Annotated in this window: 17 protein-coding genes; 5 read left to right on the forward strand and 12 right to left on the reverse strand. The window is 34.1% G+C overall.

Annotated elements, in window-relative coordinates; translation table 11 throughout:
- Positions 1-9: 9 nt before the first annotated feature.
- From clpP to A9G48_RS10825, 11 genes are all read right to left on the reverse strand, one after another.
- Positions 10-612 carry an ATP-dependent Clp endopeptidase proteolytic subunit ClpP gene (clpP, locus tag A9G48_RS10775; protein ID WP_034944420.1) on the reverse strand — a complete coding sequence of 201 codons (603 nt, stop codon included), beginning with the start codon at positions 610-612 and terminating at the stop codon, positions 10-12.
- Between the two features lie 93 nt (positions 613-705).
- Positions 706-2,007, reverse strand: a complete 1,302-nt coding sequence (gene tig / locus A9G48_RS10780; RefSeq protein WP_034944423.1) for a trigger factor — start codon at positions 2,005-2,007, stop codon at positions 706-708.
- Positions 2,008-2,113: 106 nt separating this feature from the next.
- On the reverse strand, positions 2,114-3,142 hold the full coding sequence (gene lpxD, locus A9G48_RS10785) for a UDP-3-O-(3-hydroxymyristoyl)glucosamine N-acyltransferase (protein ID WP_034944425.1): 1,029 nt from the start codon (positions 3,140-3,142) through the stop codon (positions 2,114-2,116).
- Complete coding sequence (locus tag A9G48_RS10790) at positions 3,142-3,630, reverse strand: OmpH family outer membrane protein (protein ID WP_051825082.1); 489 nt, start codon at positions 3,628-3,630, stop codon at positions 3,142-3,144. The genes lpxD and A9G48_RS10790 overlap by 1 nt, the downstream gene beginning before the upstream one ends.
- 40 nt (positions 3,631-3,670) lie before the next feature.
- Complete coding sequence (gene bamA / locus A9G48_RS10795; protein ID WP_034944427.1) at positions 3,671-6,091, reverse strand: outer membrane protein assembly factor BamA; 2,421 nt, start codon at positions 6,089-6,091, stop codon at positions 3,671-3,673.
- 25 nt (positions 6,092-6,116) lie between these two features.
- The gene (rseP, locus tag A9G48_RS10800) at positions 6,117-7,436 is read right to left on the reverse strand and encodes an RIP metalloprotease RseP (protein WP_051825085.1); all 1,320 of its coding nucleotides are present in this window, start codon (positions 7,434-7,436) and stop codon (positions 6,117-6,119) included.
- A gap of 14 nt (positions 7,437-7,450) precedes the next feature.
- A complete protein-coding gene (locus tag A9G48_RS10805; RefSeq protein WP_034944438.1) occupies positions 7,451-8,293 on the reverse strand; it encodes a phosphatidate cytidylyltransferase in 843 nt (280 codons plus the stop codon).
- 5 nt (positions 8,294-8,298) lie between these two features.
- Entirely contained in the window at positions 8,299-9,021 is a 723-nt protein-coding gene (locus A9G48_RS10810) for an isoprenyl transferase (protein ID WP_081299271.1), read from the reverse strand.
- A 55-nt stretch (positions 9,022-9,076) separates the two neighbouring features.
- The gene (crp, locus tag A9G48_RS10815) at positions 9,077-9,709 is read right to left on the reverse strand and encodes a cAMP-activated global transcriptional regulator CRP (RefSeq protein WP_034944444.1); all 633 of its coding nucleotides are present in this window, start codon (positions 9,707-9,709) and stop codon (positions 9,077-9,079) included.
- Between the two features lie 311 nt (positions 9,710-10,020).
- Positions 10,021-10,980, reverse strand: a complete 960-nt coding sequence (dusC, locus tag A9G48_RS10820; RefSeq protein ID WP_034944447.1) for a tRNA dihydrouridine(16) synthase DusC — start codon at positions 10,978-10,980, stop codon at positions 10,021-10,023.
- Complete coding sequence (locus A9G48_RS10825) at positions 10,980-11,747, reverse strand: molybdopterin-synthase adenylyltransferase MoeB (RefSeq protein ID WP_034944449.1); 768 nt, start codon at positions 11,745-11,747, stop codon at positions 10,980-10,982. The genes dusC and A9G48_RS10825 overlap by 1 nt, the downstream gene beginning before the upstream one ends.
- Before the next feature lie 332 nt (positions 11,748-12,079).
- Between A9G48_RS10825 and aspS the strand changes: the two genes are divergently transcribed.
- The 5 genes from aspS to tmaR all read left to right on the forward strand — a co-directional run bounded on the left by aspS (position 12,080) and on the right by tmaR (position 16,895).
- Complete coding sequence (aspS, locus tag A9G48_RS10830) at positions 12,080-13,837, forward strand: aspartate--tRNA ligase (protein WP_034944452.1); 1,758 nt, start codon at positions 12,080-12,082, stop codon at positions 13,835-13,837.
- 10 nt (positions 13,838-13,847) lie between these two features.
- Positions 13,848-14,300: a dihydroneopterin triphosphate diphosphatase gene (nudB, locus tag A9G48_RS10835; protein WP_034944454.1), complete on the forward strand. Its 453-nt coding sequence runs from the start codon at positions 13,848-13,850 to the stop codon at positions 14,298-14,300.
- Between the two features lie 12 nt (positions 14,301-14,312).
- On the forward strand, positions 14,313-14,729 hold the full coding sequence (locus A9G48_RS10840; RefSeq protein WP_034944456.1) for a hypothetical protein: 417 nt from the start codon (positions 14,313-14,315) through the stop codon (positions 14,727-14,729).
- A 94-nt stretch (positions 14,730-14,823) separates the two neighbouring features.
- Positions 14,824-16,287, forward strand: coding sequence for a 4-hydroxy-3-polyprenylbenzoate decarboxylase (gene ubiD / locus A9G48_RS10845; RefSeq protein WP_034944466.1), 1,464 nt, complete (start codon positions 14,824-14,826; stop codon positions 16,285-16,287).
- A gap of 287 nt (positions 16,288-16,574) precedes the next feature.
- Positions 16,575-16,895: a PTS system regulator TmaR gene (gene tmaR / locus A9G48_RS10850; protein WP_034944469.1), complete on the forward strand. Its 321-nt coding sequence runs from the start codon at positions 16,575-16,577 to the stop codon at positions 16,893-16,895.
- A 58-nt stretch (positions 16,896-16,953) separates the two neighbouring features.
- Here the strand turns inward: tmaR and yciH are convergent, their stop codons facing one another.
- Positions 16,954-17,274 carry a stress response translation initiation inhibitor YciH gene (yciH, locus tag A9G48_RS10855; RefSeq protein ID WP_034944472.1) on the reverse strand — a complete coding sequence of 107 codons (321 nt, stop codon included), beginning with the start codon at positions 17,272-17,274 and terminating at the stop codon, positions 16,954-16,956.
- Positions 17,275-17,276 lie beyond the last annotated feature (2 nt).

A 17,276-nucleotide genomic window follows, 5' to 3' on the forward strand; every position in this document is an offset into this window, starting at 1 on the left:
CCTATATTTTTAAGATCGTTTGTTATATATGGCATCAACCAAGCCATATTCAACTGCTTTTTCAGCAGACATAAAATTATCACGATCAGTATCTTTTTCAATTACACTAATATCTTGTCCTGTATGTAACGATAAAATATTATTTAATCGACTTTTAACCTGTAAAATTTCTTGAGCATGAATTTGAATATCAGAAGCCTGTCCTTGAAAACCACCTAATGGTTGATGAATCATTACACGAGCATTAGGCAAACAATAACGCTTCCCTTTAGTTCCAGCAGTTAAAAGTAAGGAACCCATTGAACAAGCCTGACCAAGACAAATTGTACTTACATCTGGCTTAATAAATTGCATTGTGTCATAAATAGCCATACCTGCTGTCACTACACCACCAGGTGAGTTAATATATAAATAAATATCTTTTTCTGGATTTTCAGCTTCTAAAAATAGCATTTGAGCGATAACAAGGTTAGCCATATTATCTTCGACCTGACCAGTTAAGAAAATAATGCGCTCTTTTAATAACCTTGAATAAATATCATAAGCTCGCTCACCACGAGAACTCTGCTCAACAACCATTGGGATAACACTCATGTATGGTTCTAAAGACATTTTTATCTCCTATTTAAACAAAATAGCCCAAACAGATATTCCTTATTTGGGCTTTATAGTGATCTTATTTAGATTAAATTAAACAGCTAATAATTATGCTACTTGCTGATTCATTAATTCAGAAAAAGAATATTTTTTATCTGTTACTTTTGCACTGGTTAATAATAGATCAACAACTTGATCTTCTAAAGCTACAGAACGAATATTATCCATCGCTTTCTTATCGTTACGATAATATTCTATAACTTCTTTGGGATCTTCATAAGCTGTCGCAATTTCATCAATTAATGACTGAACTCGAGAATCATCCGCTTTAAGCTTATTTTTCTCTATAATTTCACTGAATAATAAACCAATACTAACACGTCTCTTCGCTTCAACTTCAAACAATTCTTTTGGTAATTCGACTGGTTGCTTCATGTTGCCACCAAAACGTGATAAAGCCTGCTTACGCAAGACATCAACTTCACGTTCAATTAATGCTGTTGGAACATCAATCTCATTATGTTTAACTAAACCATCAATAACTTGTGTTTTAATTTTATTACGAATTGTTGCATTAAGCTCACGAGTCATGTTCTTACGGACTTCTGCTCGTAAACTTTCAACAGTACCATCAGCAATACCAAAACGTTTGATAACCTCTTTGGTAAGTTCAGGAAGTTCAAGTTCTTCAATTTTCTTAAGTGTTGCAGCAAAAACGGCTGGTTTACCTTTCAAATTTTCTGAGTGGTAATCTTCAGGGAAAGTAACATTGATATCAAACTTATCACCAACTTTATGTCCAATAATTGCATCCTCAAAACCTGGAATCATTCGACCTTGGCCTAATACTAATACAAAATCATTAGCTTTACCGCCCTCAAATTCTTCACCATCAACTTTACCAACAAAATCTAAAGTAACACGGCATTGTTCTTTAGCATCTTGATCAACTTCTTTCCAAGTTCCTTGTTGTTTACGTAGCGTTTCAATCATTGTTTCAATATCTGCATCAACTACTTCTGCAACTGGCTTTTCAATTTCAATTTTATCTAGATCTTTAACTTCAACTTCCGGATAAACTTCAAATTCAACAGTAAAAGTATAGTCTTCACCATTTTTATATTCGGTTGGAATATAAGTCGGCGCACCTGCAGGATTCAATTTTTCTTGGATAATTGCTTCAATAAAGTTTCGTTGCATTAAATCGCTTAATGCATCTTGCAAAATAGAAGCACCATAACGTTGTTCAACAATTTTCAAAGGTACTTTTCCTTTACGGAAACCGTCTATACGAACTTTCTTTGCAGTATTAATTAATTCTTTATCAATAGCTTTTTTAATCTCATCGGCCTTAATTGCAATTGACAAACGTCGACCTACACCTTGTGTTGTTTCTAACGAAACTTGCATCTTTATACCTCGGAATTTTTGAATATTCTGCTCTTAATTACATTAAAAGTGATAATTGAGCTAAAAAATTTATAAAATAGGCAGGCATTATACCGACCGAAACCGTTTACGTCGAGACATTTAATAGTTTCTTCTCAAGTGATTTCAAGCGTTTATTTATTTCATCAATATGTAAAACTAAAGAAGCAGTTTTTCTCCATACTTTATTTTCTTGTAAAGGAATACCTGATGAGTAAACGCCTGGTTTAGTTATTGGACGCATTACCATACCCATACCAGTTACAGTGACTTGATCACAAATCTCCATATGACCATTAAGAACGCTTGCACCACCAATTAAACAATGGCGACCAATAGTTAAGCTTCCAGCCATAATCACGCCACCAGCAATAGCTGTATGATCACCTATTATATCATTATGTGCAATTTGACACTGATTATCGATAATAACTCCATTACCAATAACCGTATCATCAAGTGCACCGCGATCAATTGTTGTTGATGCTCCAATTTCAACATTATTGCCAATAACAACTCGACCAAGTTGAGGAATTTTTATCCATTTACCTTTATCATTTGCATAACCAAAACCATCAGCACCAATAACTGTTCCTGATTGTATTAAGCAATTTTCACCAATTATACAGTTATGATAAATAGAAACATTTGCCCATAATTTTGTACCTTTACCTATTATGGTATTTTTACCTATAAAACAACCAGCTCCGATGATACATTCATCACCTAATACCACACCGCTTTCAATAACAGCATTAGCTCCTACTGAGACATTTTTACCCAATTGTGCCGTTGGATCAATTACTGATGAAGGAGCGATATCTTTAGCTGGATTTGGCGTAGTATCGAGAAATTGGGCTAATTTAGCGTAAGAGAGATAAGGATTTGTAACTATTAAAGCTGCACCATGCCAATGTCTAAGATTTTCTTCTGTTAAGACTACAGCAGAAGCTTTACAATCCAATAAATTATTCCGTAACTTTTTGTCGGACAAAAAAGTAATTTGCCCAGGTACTGCATTTTTCATTGACGCTATACCGGTGATAGTTAAATTACCATCACCATGTAATTTTGCATCAAGATGCTTAGCTAGTTGCTCTAAACGAAAAGCCAACATTAATTTTTGACCTTTTCCAACACTTTTTCTGTAATATCAACAGAATCTGAAGCAGATAAAGCGGCTTCTGCTTTTAAAATAAGATCATATTTTTCTGTTGCAACGATATCTTTAACTGCTTCTTGAATTTTAGCTAATAACTTTTCTGCCTCTTCAGATTCACGTTTACGATATTCATTTGAAAACGCTTTAGCTTTATTTTCAAAATCAGAAATTGTTTTATTTAATTTACTTTTTTCAGACGCAGATAACGTTTGACCTTCTTTTTTCAAGCGTGCACTTGCATTTTTAGCCTTAGATTCAACATCTTGTAATGATTTAATTTTTGCATCAAATTCTTTATCTAATGCTTTACCTACTGCTTCTCGTTGTGGCATGCGTTGTAATATAGACATTACATCTATAACGCCTATTTTTACTTCTGCATTTGCGATACCTGTAAAGAAGAACGCAGCACTAATACCAAGAATTGATATAATTTTTTTCACTTTTTTCACCTATTTGTATTTTTATTTATACAACGCGATATTACCACGTTGAACCTATATTAAACTGAAATTGTTGAGCTGAATCACCATCAAATTTCTTAAGCGGTTGAGCATAAGAAAAGACCAATGGTCCTAATGGTGACATCCATTGAACAGCAATACCAGCTGATACACGAATATCAGAAGGAGAGCTATAATCTGGCATATTATTACCTTTTAGCTTCCATTCAGAATCCCAAACAGTACCTGCATCCACAAAGAACGATGTGCGAATACTATTAGCATATTTCTCACTCACAAATGGGGTTGGAACAATCAATTCTACACTTGTAAATGCTAATGCATTACCACCTACTGCATCCTTAGACTCTGTACATTTTAGCGTATTATTCAGTCCATCACAGCCTTCATTGTTAAAGTAAATGGCTTTAGGACCTACAGTATTGGATTTAAAGCCACGAAGAACTGTTGAGCCACCAGCATAAAAATTCTCATAAAATGGCAATTGTTTACCTCCAAACCCATTACCATATCCCAAGCGACCACGCGCTAGAAATACCCAGTTATGGTCTGAATCAATTGGATAATAATATGATGCATCAGTAACAATTTTATAGAATCGATTATCAAATAATGGGGCAGTTATTTTAGCATTTGCTGTTATTTTTAGACCTGATGTTGGGAAATAACCTCTATTAAGAGAATTATAAGTCCAATAAGCATTTAACAATAAATCATTCGCATTATAAGTCATTGAGCGTTTGTCTTGCATATTTTCGCCCATTGAATCAAAGTAGCGCCACATACCGTACTGAGCGCGCATATCAGATAATTTATGATTAGTAAATTCAGTACCAAATCGAATAAAGTTATTTTCACTAAGTGGGAAGCCTAAACTTGCTGAAACGCCCCATACTTTACTTGAATAAACAGATTCGTCATCGTCATCATCTGCTTTGTAAGTATTATAATATAAGCTTCCTCCTAAACTTACCCCATCAACGGTGAAATATGGGTTCAAAATTGATATTGAAGCTGTCTTATCAGTATTTGTCGTATTAACATCAAATGACACACTATTACCGGTTCCTAACCAGTTATCTTGTGATATCCCCGCATTAAAGCTTAATCCACTATCAGAACCAATCCCAATACCCAGTTTAATGCTACCAGTATTGCGTTCAACCACTTTATAAGTTACATCAACCTGATCTTCTACACCTGGAACACGTTCTGTACTTACCTCAACAGTATCAAAAAAACCTAATCGGCTTATACGTTCTTTCCCTAACTCAACTAATCCATTGCTTAACCAAGCGCCCTCCATTTGGCGAAGCTCCCGGCGCACAACACCTTCACTTGTCACGGTGTTTCCATCAATATTGATATTACGAACATAATAGCGTTTTCCTACATCAACCATTACGACTAATTTAACAGTATGTGCGGAATCATCCATTTCAGGTTGAACATTAATGCGTGGATAAGCATAACCATAATTTGCAAGTAGCTGTTTAACTTTATCTTCAATTTCAGTTATTTTTTGACCATTATAAAGTTCACCAATTGAAATACGTTCGTTAGCTATTTTGGCAATTGCTTCTTTATGCCCTGCAAAATTACCTCTAAAGTCTAAATTAGATAGCTTATATTGCTCTCCCTCATGAATATTTATAGTAACATATATACCTTTTTTATCAGGGGTTAAGCTAACTTGCGTTGATTCAATATTGAAACGAGCATAGCCGCGATTTAAATAAAAGCTTTGTAATTCATCTAAATCAGCTGCTAATTTTTGTTTTTGATACTTTCGATCACCAAACATATTCCACCATGGAACCTCATCTCGCAATGAAAAACGGGAAACAAGTTCTTCTGGAGAAAAAGCTTTAGCGCCAACTATATTAATCTGATCAATTAAAGCTGATTTACCCTCAGCTACTACTATTTTTAAATCAACTCGGTTACGAGACAATGGTGTTATAACAGCCTTAACCTGAGCATTATATTTACCCACACTATAATAAAAATCTTCCAAGCCTTTTTCTATTACAGAAAGCATAGTGCGATCTAATGCATCACCTTCTCGAATACCTGAACTGTCTAAATTCTTTTTAAGCATGTCATCTTTAATTGCTTTATTGCCTGAAAAATTAATGCTAGCTATTGTTGGGCGTTCTTGAACATGAACGATTAAACGATCGCCATCTCTAGAAACAGTGATATTGTCAAAGTTTCCACTAGAATAAAGTGATTTGATGATGTGTCCCAGATCTGAATCGCTCACATAATCACCAACTTGAATTGGCATATCAAGTAAAGCAGCCCCTTCAGTAACTCGCTGCAAGCCATCAAATTGAATATCTCGCACAACAAATTCTTCAGCACAAAAGGCATTGGAACTATATACTGCTGTAGAACTGAACAGCAAAGATGCTATAAGTAATTTATTTATTTTCATTGTAAATGTTTATAACCCCATCCCATCACAATCGTAAAAAATCATTAAATAGTGCAATTCCCATTATTACCATTAATAAAACAAATCCAATACGAAAAAATTGCTCCTTTGCTTTATTGGATAGCGCTTTACCATTTATTTTTTCAAATAATAGAAAAATAAGGTGCCCGCCATCTAACATGGGTAATGGAACAAGATTGATAACACCTAAACTTATACTAATAAAAGCTAGAAAATATAAGTAAGGTGTAAAACCATAACTTGCTGTTTGCCCTGCGCTTTTTGCTATAGTTATTGGTCCTGATAATTGATCTAGACCAATAACACCTGTTACCAACTGATAAAGAGAACGTGCAGTTAACCGAATTGTCAACACTGCTTGTTCAATTCCTTTACTAAATCCGTCTAAAAAGCCATACTGCTTAAGTACAGCAGTTGAGGTTGGATATAGTCCCACTATACCTTCGCCATTTTTTTGAATTGCCGGTTTAAGATCAAAATCAAGGATCTCATTTTCTCGCTCAACTTTTAATCTTATTTGTTTACCCTTTTTTATTGTAGCTGCAAAATCATCCCAATTTTCATAGGGGCGACCATCATAGCTTATAATTTTGTCACCTATTTGCAATCCAGCCTTCTCAGCCACCGATCCTGATATAATTCTACTCACAATTGGATAAATTTCCAATGTTTTAGGTATAAATCCAAATGTTTTAATCGCAGATTCTTTTTCAACATCAAAATGCCAATGACTTATATCAACATTTTTTTTGATTTCTTTTCGGTTATTATTACCAACATCTTCTAAATATGAAAGAGAGATACTATCTTTCCCAAGAAGAGATATCAGTACTAAATTCACATCATTCCAACTTTCAATATCAATATTATTTATTTTTTTTAATTCTACACCAGCAGGAATATTAATCATTGCCGCTGGTGTATTCGGTATCGTACCTTCGATTTTGACAGGATAAGTTACTATGCCCATCAAAAAAATAATCCAATAAAGAATAAATGCTAATACAAAATTAGCTAAAGGACCAGCAAATATAATTGCTGCTCTTTGCCAGATTTTCTTTTCATCATAAGCAAATTTTTTATATTCTACCGATACTGCTTTTACATTTTTATCGAGCATTTTAACATAACCGCCTAGTGGAATCATAGCAATTACAAATTCTGTTCCACTTGAAAACTTATGTGACCACAACTTTTTACCAAAGCCTATAGAAAAACACTCAACACGTACACCACATAACCGTGCAATAAAAAAATGCCCAAATTCATGCACAGTAACTAATATACTGATTGTAATAAGAAATAACAACAGCGACCAAAGCAAAATTTATAACCTTTTTACAATAAATATAAAGAAAAAGTAGCAAAAATTGGAACTGCAGCAGTCAAGCTATCTATCCGATCTAAAATACCGCCATGACCTGGAATCAAGTTCCCACTATCTTTTATGCCGGCTTCTCGTTTAAACATACTTTCTGTTAAATCACCAAGGACCGAAGCAAAAATTGCAAACATAGAACTAATCACAAAAATAACAAAATTGATCTTAAATATGCCTGAAAGATATGCAATAAAACTGATTACAATGGCAACACTAACTCCCCCTATAAAACCTTCAATAGTTTTACTTGGAGATACTTTAGCAGCTAATTTTCGTTTTCCAAAACTACGCCCAACAAAATATGCCCCCGTATCTGTTGCCCAAACCAAAGCAAAAACATAAAGAAGCCAAAATGCACCTGTATAAGAATTAATAGTGTAATCAATCGCTCTTAGCTCAATCATACCAATAAAGAAGGGAACTATTGTAAAAAAAGCAAATAATAACTTGGCAATTAAAGAGCTTCTCCAATATTTAGCAATACGAGGATAACTAGCCACCAAAGCTAGTGCAACTAACCACCAAACAATGGAGAGTAATAATAATACACTATATAATTTCAATTTTACTTCTGTAGATATCGGAGCCAAATAAAGTAAATTCAATAATAGAACGACAGCTAATGCGAAACATAATTTTGTTTGTTTATTAATAATACCAAAAAACTGTGCCCATTCCCAACCGGCTAATCCACATACAACAATCATTATAAAAACAAATATGGATAATGGAGCTAAAAAAAGCGCTAGAATCACTAAAGGTATAAGTACAATAGCTGCAAATATACGGTGAATTAACATAATTATTATTCCTCTACTAAAATACCACCAAAGCGTCGTTCTCTGGTATTAAATTCATTAATTGCTTCATCAAATAATACCTGATTGAAATCAGGCCACAAAACATCAGTAAAATAAAGTTCTGCATAAGCAATTTGCCATAATAAAAAATTACTAATACGATATTCACCACCCGTACGAATAACAAGATCTACCTCAGGCTGGTCACTCATACACATTTCCAAACCAAATCGATCTTCCGTAATTTCATCTACCATTAATTCACCTTGCATAACCTGCTTTGCAATATTTTTAGCAGAATGCAATATATCCCAGCGTCCGCCATAGTTTGCTGCAATATTCAATACAAGTCCCGAATTATTTTTAGTCAATGCTTCGGAATTAATAATCATCGTTTGAAGCTGATCATTAAAACGTGAAATATCACCTATAATATTTAAACGAATATTATTTTTATTTAACGTTTTCATCTCTCGATTTAACGCATAAATAAAAAGTGAAATCAGTGCTGAAACTTCGCTTGAAGAACGTTTCCAGTTTTCGCTACTAAATGCATATAAAGTCAATACTTTTACGCCTATACTTGCAGCATGCATAACAATTTTACGCACAGTTTTCAAGCCGGCGCGATGACCGACCACACGTAACTGATTTCGTTGCTTTGCCCAGCGACCATTTCCATCCATAATTATAGCCACATGACTAGGAATACATCTTTCTTGTGTCATGTTATATCTCATATCGTAACAATCATTTTATGACTAAGCTCTAGTAATCGTATAATTAACGTGTGCCGTAAACTACAATCGTTTTACCATGTGCAGAAATAAGATGCTGGTCTTCCAACATTTTTAAAATACGTCCAACGGTTTCGCGAGAACAACCAACAATTTGACCTATTTCTTGACGAGTAATTTTGATTTGCATGCCATCAGGGTGTGTCATGGCATCAGGTTGTTTGGCAAGATTTAATAAGGTTTGAGCAATACGTCCTGCCACGTCTAAAAACGCCAAATTACTTACTTTTTCAGATGTAACTTGTAATCTACTTGCCATTTGGCTAGCCAATCGCATTAAAATATCGGGATTAACTTGCACAAGTTGTTTAAATTTTTTGTAAGATATTTCAGCTACTTCACAACTTATTTTGGCTTTAACCCAAGCGCTTCGCTCGGTACCTTCTTCAAAAAGTCCGATTTCACCTAAAAATTGTCCTTGATTTAAATATGACAGGATCATTTCATTGCCTTCATCATCCTTAATTAAAACTGCAACTGAACCTTTAACAATATAATAGAGAGTCTCTGCTTTTTCGCCTTGATGAATAAGGGTGCTTTTTGCTGGATATTTATGAATATGGCAATGAGATAAAAACCATTCTAATGTTGTATCCGATTGTCGCTTACCAAGCATCATTCCTGCCTCTCTATTTTATAAAAAACTTACAACTTGTACACTATAACAAAGTTATGCAATAAATTATATACTCACTAACAAGATAGTCTGCTTTTAATTATGGATAACCCTTTGTTATATTATCTTTTATGCCTATTGAATAATAGCCTTATTGTCTTAATTATTGTCAATGATAAAATTTTTGAAAGAAAAAATCATAAACATAAAAAAGAGTGGACAATTAATTTTTTAAATTAACCCTTAATTTAATTGCATTAGGACAACTTTATACATCTCAATAATAAAATTTATTCTATTTTTTTAGATATCTTTTAATTCATATCATTATTACTGAAGGAAATTAAAAAATCAGAAACTTCTTTTTGTGTTTTAAAAATTCGAATACTTTGTAAAAGCGCCAAAGCTTGAGGATACTGCTGTCGAAGATAAGCAAGCCATTGCTTAATTCGTGCTGAGTGGTACAAAGGTTTGGCGTCATCAATAGGTGTTGTTGCATAACGAATTAGAATTTGCATAACCTGATTCCAAGGTAATGCTAACTGTCTGAAACGAATTACATTGGCTAAATTAGGAGTATTGAGTATTCCACGACCAAGCATAATATCAGTAGTTAAGCTCTGGGTTATGCAACTTTGAGCATTATCAATCGAAAAAATTTCACCATTAGCAATAACAGGAATATTCAGTTTTTTTTTAATTTTACCTATCGTTTGCCAATCAATTTTATCGGATCTGTAACCATCTATTTTAGTTCTACCATGAATAACAATTTCATTTGCGCCAGCTAGTTGAATAGCATTAGCTATTTCATAACAATACGATTTATCATCCCAACCTAACCGAATTTTCACAGATAATGTGTCAGTAGCTGCAATAGCTTGTCGAACTTGACTGACAATATTAAAAATTTGTTCAGGGTATTGCAATAAATACGCACCGCCTTGGCTTCCAACTACAGTTTTAGCAGGACAACCAAAATTGATATCAACACCGTAAGATCCCAACTCAATCGCTTTCGCTGCATTTTCTGCCATCCATTGCGGTGATTGCCCTAAAAGCTGAATACGAACTGGTGTACCTGATATAGTTTTGCCGCCATGATAAAGTTCAGGACAAAAACGATAAAAAGTTTGATTTGATAATTTATGATGGGTAACCCGAATAAATTCAGTAACACAATAATCAAATTCATTAATTTCAGTTAAAATTTGCCTAACATGATAATCAAGCACACCTTCCATAGGTGCTAAAATGATACGATTAATTTTCATTATTTTATCTGATTTATATTACTAGCACATACATAACAATTAGGTTGTTTTGGAAATGTAACTTGGTTAAATTGCATCGTCATTACATCAACAATAAGCAACCTTCTCACTAAAGGAACACCATAATGAGTTAATACCTTTATTGCTTCTAATGCTTGCATGGAACCAAACATACCAACTAGTGGCGCCAATACTCCAGCTTCAATACAAGTTAACTGATCATTACCGAACAAGCGACTTAAGCAGTAATAACATGGCTCGTCTTGTTGATAAGTAAAGACAGTCAATAACCCTTCCATCCGAATAGCCGACCCCGAAACCAATGGCGTTTTGGACTGAAAACAACAACGATTAATTTGCTCACGAGTGATTAAATTATCCGTACAATCAATCACAATATTATGCTGTTTTATAAGCGAAATAAGATCACTATCATCAAGTTGTTGATTAATGGATTCAATGACAATATCATTATTAATTTTACATAGCGCAAGTTTTGCTTCATCCACTTTATAATGATTAATTGACTTTTCAGTATATAAAACTTGCCTATTTAAGTTTGATTTTGACACAATATCAAAATCCAATAAAGTTAATTTTCCCACTCCTGAGGCAGCTAAATATAAGGACGCAGCACAACCAAGACCACCTAATCCAATAATTAATACTGAACTGCTTTTTAGTATCTGCTGTTTTTCAACATCAAAGCCATGTAGTGTAATTTGCCTATCATAACGTAGCAATTCTTTATCTGTAAGCTCTTGCATAAAGTATTATACTTGTTAAAAGATAAAGTGCATTATAGCAAAAACTTGACCTAATAATGTGCCAAGAAATTAAGATTATAAATCAAAGCTAGACAAAGCAATACATTACCCTTTCGCCATTATAAACTAATCACATCTCACAACCAATAAATTAACACGTTGATAATAAAAAATTAAATGTTATGTATATCAACTTTTTTCGTTTTTAATGAATTTTTTTGAACCACATTTTAATAATAAAGAATAAAACTCAACAAATGCCTTTATAAGGTCTTTATTTGTTTTATAATACTCACTAATTTTTATAGATTGATATTTAAACAGGATATTTTATGCGCTCGATTTATTGTGGTCAGTTAACAGCTTCTCATGTTAATCAAGAAGTAACATTATGTGGTTGGGTCAACAAGCGCCGAGACTTAGGTGGAATGATCTTTATTGATATGCGTGATCGTGAAGGTATTGTGCAAGTTTTTTTCGATCCAGATTATCAACAAGCATTCCAACTTGCAGGAGAACTTCGTAATGAATTTTGTATCCAAATTAAAGGTAAAGTAAGATCCCGTCCGGAGGGTCAAATCAATAAAGATATGGCAACCGGAGAGATTGAAATTTTGGCAACTGAATTGACAATATTTAACCGTAGCGATGTTTTGCCTCTTGATTTCAATCAAAACAACAGTGAAGAGCAACGTCTAAAATATCGTTATATTGACTTGCGTCGCCCTGAAATGGCAATGATCTTTAAAACGCGAGCTAAAATTACCGCATTTGTTCGTTCGTTTATGAACGAACATGGTTTTTTAGATATCGAGACGCCTATGTTAACCAAAGCAACCCCTGAGGGCGCACGAGATTACTTGGTTCCAAGTCGAATTCATAAGGGTGAGTTCTATGCACTACCACAATCGCCACAATTATTTAAACAACTTTTAATGATGTCAGGATTTGACCGTTATTATCAAATTGTAAAATGTTTTCGCGATGAAGATTTACGAGCCGATCGTCAGCCTGAATTTACGCAAATCGATGTTGAAACTTCATTTATGACAGCAGAGCAAGTACGGGATGTTATGGAGAAAATGATTCGTGAGCTCTGGTTACATGTGAAAAATGTGGATTTAGGCAAATTTCCAGTTATGACTTTTACCGAAGCGATGCGTCGCTTTGGTAGCGATAAACCAGATTTACGTAATCCACTTGAAATTATTGATGTGGCTGATTTGGTTAAAGATGTCGATTTTAAAGTGTTTTCAACACCAGCCAATGATCCCAAAGGTCGTGTAGCTTTACTTTGTGTACCAAATGGTGCTCAATTAACGCGTAAACAGTTAGATGAATATACCCAGTTCATTTCTGTTTACGGTGCAAAAGGAATGGCTTGGCTCAAAGTCAATGAACGCAGTAAAGGTTTAGAAGGCATACAAAGTCCTATTGCTAAATTCTTTAATACATCACAAATGGAAGCATTACTTAACCGTGCCAATGCAAAAGATGGTGATATTTTACTGTTTGGAGCTGATAGTTATAAAGTTGTTAGCGATGCATTAGGTGCATTACGATTAAAAGTGGGTAAAGATTTAAGACTAACTGATGAAAATAAATGGGCGGTACTTTGGGTAATTGACTTCCCAATGTTTGAAGAAACAGATGAAGGCTTAAGTGCAATGCATCATCCATTTACATCACCCAAAGATTATACCCCTGAAGAATTGCTTAAAAACCCTGAAAATGCCGTCGCTAATGCTTATGACATGGTCATAAATGGTTATGAAGTGGGCGGTGGTTCTGTCCGTATTCACCGTAGTGAAATGCAACAAGCTGTATTCTCAATTTTAGGAATTAATGAGCACGATCAACGTGAAAAATTTGGCTTTTTACTTGATGCATTAAAATATGGTACACCACCGCATGCTGGCTTAGCTTTTGGATTAGATCGATTAAGTATGTTATTAACTGGAACGGATAACATCCGCGATGTGATAGCATTTCCTAAAACTACAGCAGCAACTTGTTTACTTACTGATGCACCAAGCCTTGCAAACCCAACTGCGTTGGTAGAGCTAGGGATAGAAGTAAGCAAAAAGTAACAAAATTTTGATGCAAAAATTCAAAAATCCTGAATCAGTGCTAGTGGTAATTTACTGCAAAACAACCAACCGCTGCCTAATGCTACAACGCCAAGATGATCCTAATTTTTGGCAATCAGTCACAGGCAGTATAGAAATTAACGAATTGCCATTCAATGCGGCAATTCGTGAAGTTTTAGAAGAAACAAATATTGACATTATCGGACAAAATCTTGAGTTAATTGACGCTAAACATACCATTGAGTTTGAGATTTTTCCACAATTTAGACATAAATATGCTCCGAAAGTTAAAATGAATACAGAACATTGGTTTTACTTACTGCTTTCACATGAGATAACACCAATACTAACTGAACATCTAGCTTATCAATGGCTGATAATTGATGATGCTGCCAATCTTACATTATCACCCAATAATCGTGATGCGATTAACCAAATAGCCAGTATGATTAAAATTAATTAAGGAACAAAAAAAATGAATTTAAAAAAAACTATTATTAACTTAATCGGTTTATTATTTTCTATAACAAGTAGCCATGCAGAGATAAGCATTAATAAATGTAAAACGAATCGAAGTGAGTACGTTATTTTTGATGAAAAAGACGCCCAAATTGCCGAAAATATAATTGAGTACCAATTACATAACCAACCTGATTTACGTGAAAATAGCATTATTAAAATCTTTGCTAATGAAAATAACAATGATAGAAATTATTGGATTGCATCTTTCGAGTTTGAAGATCAAGATAATAAATTCCTTTTTTATCAAGTTGATCAAAACAAATTTACTGAAATTGATCAGACACAATTTCAAATTTTACTACCAAAGATTGTTGAATGTAATAATAATAAATTAGTACCCATTTACAGTGAAAACTTTGATGCAGACTAGTCGACATCAATTAATACATTAATTTTATAAAAATTTAAAGTTATCTTTTTAGTTAAATAAAACAAGATAAGTTTTAAATAGAGAGTAACCGATAATGAACTTTTTAAACTTTCGTGATTTTTTAAATTATCTTGAACAGCAAGGTGAATTAAAAAGAATTACTTATCCTATTAATCCCTATCTTGAAATGACCGAAATAGCAGATCGAGTATTACGATCTGAAGGTCCCGCTTTATTATTTGAAAACCCTATTGGTTATAATATGCCGGTTTTATGCAATTTATTTGGTACGGCAAAACGTGTTGCAATGGCAATGGGGCGAAAAGATACCGCAGAATTACGGGAAATAGGCGAACTCTTAGCTTTCTTACGTGAGCCAGAACCACCAAAAGGTATACGGCAATTTTTTAATGTTTTACCCAAATATAAACAAGTATTGAATATGCCTGTTAAACACCGTTCATCAGCACCTTGCCAAGAAGTCATATTCAAAGGTGAGCAAGTTGATTTAACACAATTACCCATTATGCACTGTTGGCCTGAAGATGTGGCACCATTGCTATCTTGGGGACTAACTATCACGAAAGGTCCATATAAAGATCGCCAAAATATAGGAATTTATCGCTTACAGCTATTAGATAAAAATAAGCTAATCATGCGTTGGCTATCACATCGTGGAGGAGCTCTTGATTTCGCAGAGTGGCAACAAGCTCACCCTAATAAAAAATTCCCCGTTAGCGTAGCTATTGGTGCTGATCCTGCAACAATTTTAGCGGCTGTAACGCCTGTGCCAGATACACTACCGGAATATGCCTTTGCTGGATTATTACGAGGCAGTCGCACCGAGGTGGTTAAAGCATTATCAAATGATTTAGAAGTACCTGTAACTGCGGAAATAATTCTTGAAGGTTACATCGATCCAAGCGAGTTAGCACCAGAAGGGCCATACGGTGATCACACTGGTTATTACAATGAAATTGAACAATTTCCGGTCTTTACTGTCACACATCTAACTCATCGTAAAGATGCTATTTATCATTCAACTTACACTGGTAGACCACCAGATGAACCTGCGGTTATGGGGTTAGCATTAAATGAAGTTTTTATCCCTATACTTCAAAAACAGTTTCCAGAAATTGTTGATTTTTATTTACCACCGGAAGGATGTTCATACCGCATAGCGGTTGTCACAATTAAAAAGCAATACCCAGGTCATGCTAAAAGAGTCATGCTAGGTGTATGGTCTTACCTACGCCAATTTATGTATACAAAATTTGTGATTGTCTGTGATGATGATATTAATGCAAGGGATTGGAAAGATGTGATATGGGCTATATCAACACGTATGGATCCACATCGCGATACAACTTTTATCGACAATACACCGATCGACTATTTAGATTTTGCTTCTCCGGTTTCAGGATTGGGATCTAAAATGGGATTAGATGCTACGAATAAATGGCCTGGTGAAACAACTCGTGAATGGGGAAAAATCATCAAAAAAGATCCTAAAGTCATTGCTCATATCGACGAAATTTGGGAAAAACTAGGCTTATAGCCACACACATAAAACTATTAAAACAAGTAAAATTAAATTGTGCATTAATGGCTGATATGTAGGCAAGTAAAAATGAGGCATAACAGACTCTTTTCAATCGCAACAGATTTTGACTTAACATAATATTGAGCTTAATGGAAAGATTAAACATAATAACTATATAAAATAACATTTAATCTAGATGCTAAACAATGTAATATGAAGATATATTTAATATGATCTAAAAATTTATTGGTATATAATTAGTCACAGTTTATTTTTCCATTTTTAGACATAAGGGGTTATAGATGGACAAGGAAAAAGCAACCGCATCATCATTTCAAGATGTACTAGAGTACATTCGTTTATCTCGTCGTTTAAATAAATTAAAACGCGAAATATCAGACAACGAGAAAAAAATTCGAGATAACCAAAAACGCGTATTATTACTTGAAAATTTAAGTGATTATATTAAACCAGATATGACTTACGATGAACTTCAGGCGGTTATTGCAAATATGAAAAGTGATTATGATGATCGTGTTGATGATTACATTATAAAAAATGCAGAAATTTCTAAAGAGCGCCGAGAAATCAGTAAAAAAATGCGTACTTACAGATCAAACTAACTTTAGTTTAGCGATACGACCACTTCAACCATGGTCGCATCGCTTATCAGCAATAGGTTTATCCACCTACTAATTTAACTTTAAATCCTTTATCTTCAAGCAATGATTTTAATAAATCACGTTTATCTCCCTGAATTTCAATAACCCCTCCTTTTAAAGATCCTCCGCAACCACAACGCTTTTTTAATTCAGTCGCTAAATGTAATAATTGGGTATCATCAATATCAAATCCAGAAATAACACAAACTCCCTTTCCTTTACGACCCGACGTTTGTCGTTGAATTCGAATAATACCATCACCTTTTGGACGTACAATAGTTTGCTCTGTTGGTTTAATCCGACCAAGATCGGTCGAATAAACAAGCGGATTATTAGACATAT

This window comes from Gilliamella sp. wkB18 (assembly GCF_001690875.1).
In the GTDB taxonomy this organism is placed as follows: Bacteria; Pseudomonadota; Gammaproteobacteria; order Enterobacterales; family Orbaceae; genus Gilliamella; species Gilliamella apicola_A.